Consider the following 3241-nt stretch of genomic DNA (forward strand, 5'->3'; position numbering starts at 1 on the left):
TGTATTGCCATCCCTATTATACTCCTGCACGTGATTTTCCGTCATGGCATAGAACGCGGAGCGTTCATAAAGTTTTTTGTCATCAAATTCTAACAATTGTTTCATTTAATTCCTGTTCCGAAAGCTTCATTTTATTGTTTTCACTTGCTTCTTTCATGTAATAAAAACATATGTTTTGAAATATTCGTAATATTTGATTCTTTTTTGTAATGTTTACTTACTTTTAATACAAACGCGTTAAGAGAGCTTAACAAACACATGAATTTCCGTACATTGGTAAAAATCCATGGTAGGATAACTGTGGCTTAAGAAAGAGAGGCCTTCTAAGTGAGAAGGTCAAAAATCTAAGGGTACTTGCAATAAGAAATTGCAAGAAAGAAAGGATAGAATAAAAACATATGAACATCAAAAAGAAGATTTTGGTGACAGGCGCATCTATCGCATTTTCGGGCATTTTGGCATTTGCAAATCCAACAGAAGCAAGCGCAGCTGAATACACAGCTGAAACATGGGAAGCTCGTACAGTTGAAGAAATCAAACTAGACATTAAGGCAAACGAAAAAGGAAGCAAATACGTATTTGCATGGGGAGATACATTATCTGCGATTGCACAAGCAACTGAAATTCCTTTGAACACATTAGTAGAAGTAAACAGCATTGCAAATGCAGACATGATTATTGCTGGAAATGCAATTTACCTTTCTGCAGACCAAAAAGTAGTAACAGTTGGTGAAGGTGAAACAGCGAAATCTTATGACGTAAGTACAGAAGAAGTCGTAGAAGTTGAAACACCAGTTGAAGTAATCGAAGAGTATAATGCAATTGAAGAAGAAAAAGTTGCAGCTCCTGCTGTTGAAACAGCTCCTGTAGTTGAAGAAGTAGTTGAAGCGCCAGCTCCTGCAGCGGAAGGTTATTCCCTTACAGTAGAAGCAACGGCATATTCTACTAACCAACCGTCTTTAAGTGATTATACATACACAGGAATTAACCTTCGTCAAACTCCAAACGTAATCGCGGTTGATCCAAGCGTTATTCCATTAGGATCTACTGTCATTGTTCCAGGATACGGAACATATATTGCTGGAGATACTGGTTCTGCTATTCAAGGAAACCGTATTGACGTTCATATTACTGACTTGAATACAGCTGTTGCGTTTGGCCGTCGTCAAATGACAATCACTGTTATTCCTGCAAACTAATTTGACACAAATAAAGCTCTGCACTCCGGTGTAGAGCTTTTTCTTTTTAGAAAGAACGTTAACCTATAGAAATAAATGGTTGACAATGCTTTTATCGTTGATTATGATTGCATCAGAAGAGGTGAATCTAATGACAACCAAGAATAAAGTGTTAAATCTACTTAATCAAAATCCAGGAAAAGTATTTTCAGGTCAAGCGATTGCTGATCACTTACAAATAAGTCGGACTGCTATATGGAAGGCAGTGCAATCTTTGAAAGAAGAGGGCTTCGCAATTCAATCGCTACCAAATGCTGGTTACTTATTATCCAGCCATGTGGATCTTTTACACGCCGATACAATAAAATCTCAACTTCGTGAAGAGGTAGCTGTTTTTGTGCATCCTTTTCTTGGTTCAACAAACGCAGAAGCAAAGCGTATGTTAAGCGAAGGAGAAAGAAACGATGTATTGGTACTTGCTGATGAACAAACAGCAGGACGAGGCCGCTTGGGACGAAGCTTCTTCTCACCGGCTAAAAGTGGTTTGTATATGAGTTTGGGCCTAGTAAAATTAGCTCCTCAAATGGATCCTACCTTATTAACGACGATGGCAGCGGTAGCAGTTTGTCGTGCCATTGAGCAATTGACCGAGCGTAATCCTCAAATTAAATGGGTCAATGACCTTTATATAGATGGGAAAAAAATCTGCGGAATCCTAACAGAAGGCATTATCAATCTAGAGACTCAGACGATCGACTCAATCGTACTTGGAATTGGATTAAACGTTCAGTTGGAACCAGTAAGCATGCCAGAAGAATTAAAAGAAAAAATGGGAGCACTTTTTGTAGCGGAGGAACCCACTATCACCCGGAATCAGTTAGCAATCAGTATTGTAAATGAATTTTACCTGCTCTATTCTCAACTGGACAAGAACGAGTATTTGGAAGAATACCGCAGTCGTTGTTTTGTCTTAGGCAAACAAGTCAATTTCACTCGTAATAAAGAATACTTAGAAGGAATGGCGACCGCCATTGATGATAAAGGGGCCTTAGTTGTTCGCTTGCAAGATGGAACAGAGACGACTCTTTCATACGGAGAAATTAGTATCGGTTGGACGGAAGGAGCAGCAAAATGAAATTCAAGGCACAAGATTTAACTCGCATTAGCTTTATGGCGGCTTTAACCTTTATTAGCGGCTTTGTAGTAATACCGTTGGGACCCGTGCCCATTACCTTACAAACCTTATTTGTCCTTTTAACTGGTTTTATCTTATCAGAAAGAGCAGCTTTTTTTGCGCAATTGTTACATCTCTTGTTAGCTGTTCTCATTCGTGGAGCATCGATTGTGATGGCTCCAAGCTTTGGTTTTTTGATTGCATTTGTGGTCGTAGCACCTTTCATTGCTTGGTTGAAAAACAAGCGAAATATTCGTAACTTCACCTTGTTAACCATTCTTGCGACGCTAATCATCTATCTCATCGGGACGCCTTACATGGTGTTTATTCTGAACGTTGTGTTAGAAAGTGGTTTATCCTTTGTAGAGATAGTTACCAGTGGAGTCCTCCTATTTCTACCAGGAGACATCATCAAGGGAATCATGGCCGTTATGGTAATTAAAAGTTTAGTGAGAAGATATAGCCGTGAATACAGCCAAGAACACTATCATAAATAACTTTTTCTAATTTTATTTTAATTTTATCATTGACATCTCATTATCAATCACGTAAGATATCGTTATTACTAAAAAATATAAACGTGTGAGGGATTTTCATGATAACCGAAAAGAAAACAACCAACTCAGCATTATACTTTTACTTTAGCTTCTTTAGATGACGTTTGTACTCATGACCGCATGGATACAAACGAGACAACTTTGTTTGTATCTATGGGGCTAAAGTAATTTTGCGCGAGCAAATGCCACATGGATGAAAATCTGAGTGGCATGGGTAAAAGGAAGTTTCTTTTCTTTTATGAACATCTTCAATCCAGAGGCTGGGACAAAACCAGAAAAATGAATAAAGAAATAGCTCTCGCAGATCCCTTTTGGGGTGGCGAGAGCCATTT

General features: G+C 38.5%; 3 protein-coding genes. All 3 read left to right on the plus strand.

The genetic code is table 11. The annotated features are described in order from the left end of the window. Nucleotides 1-398 precede the first annotated feature (398 nt). The 3 genes from PVE40_RS12450 (at nt 399) to PVE40_RS12460 (ending at nt 2849) form a co-directional block, all read left to right on the plus strand. On the plus strand, nt 399-1199 hold the full coding sequence (locus tag PVE40_RS12450; protein ID WP_274732253.1) for a 3D domain-containing protein: 801 nt from the start codon (nt 399-401) through the stop codon (nt 1197-1199). Nucleotides 1200-1329: 130 nt separating this feature from the next. Next, complete coding sequence (locus PVE40_RS12455; RefSeq protein ID WP_274732254.1) at nt 1330-2313, plus strand: biotin--[acetyl-CoA-carboxylase] ligase; 984 nt, start codon at nt 1330-1332, stop codon at nt 2311-2313. Further along, nucleotides 2310-2849, plus strand: a complete 540-nt coding sequence (locus PVE40_RS12460; protein ID WP_274732256.1) for a biotin transporter BioY — start codon at nt 2310-2312, stop codon at nt 2847-2849. The genes PVE40_RS12455 and PVE40_RS12460 overlap by 4 nt, the downstream gene beginning before the upstream one ends. The last annotated feature ends 392 nt before the right edge of the window (nt 2850-3241 follow it).

Source organism: Jeotgalibaca caeni (assembly GCF_028863945.1).
Classification (GTDB): Bacteria; Bacillota; Bacilli; order Lactobacillales; family Aerococcaceae; genus Jeotgalibaca; species Jeotgalibaca caeni.

Bases quoted from the DNA above. Each gene is read 5' to 3' on its own strand.
- PVE40_RS12450 (WP_274732253.1), top strand. From the start codon at position 399: ATGAACATCAAAAAGAAGATTTTGGTGACAGGCGCATCTATCGCATTT.
- PVE40_RS12455 (WP_274732254.1), top strand. From the start codon at position 1,330: ATGACAACCAAGAATAAAGTGTTAAATCTACTTAATCAAAATCCAGGA.
- PVE40_RS12460 (WP_274732256.1), top strand. From the start codon at position 2,310: ATGAAATTCAAGGCACAAGATTTAACTCGCATTAGCTTTATGGCGGCT.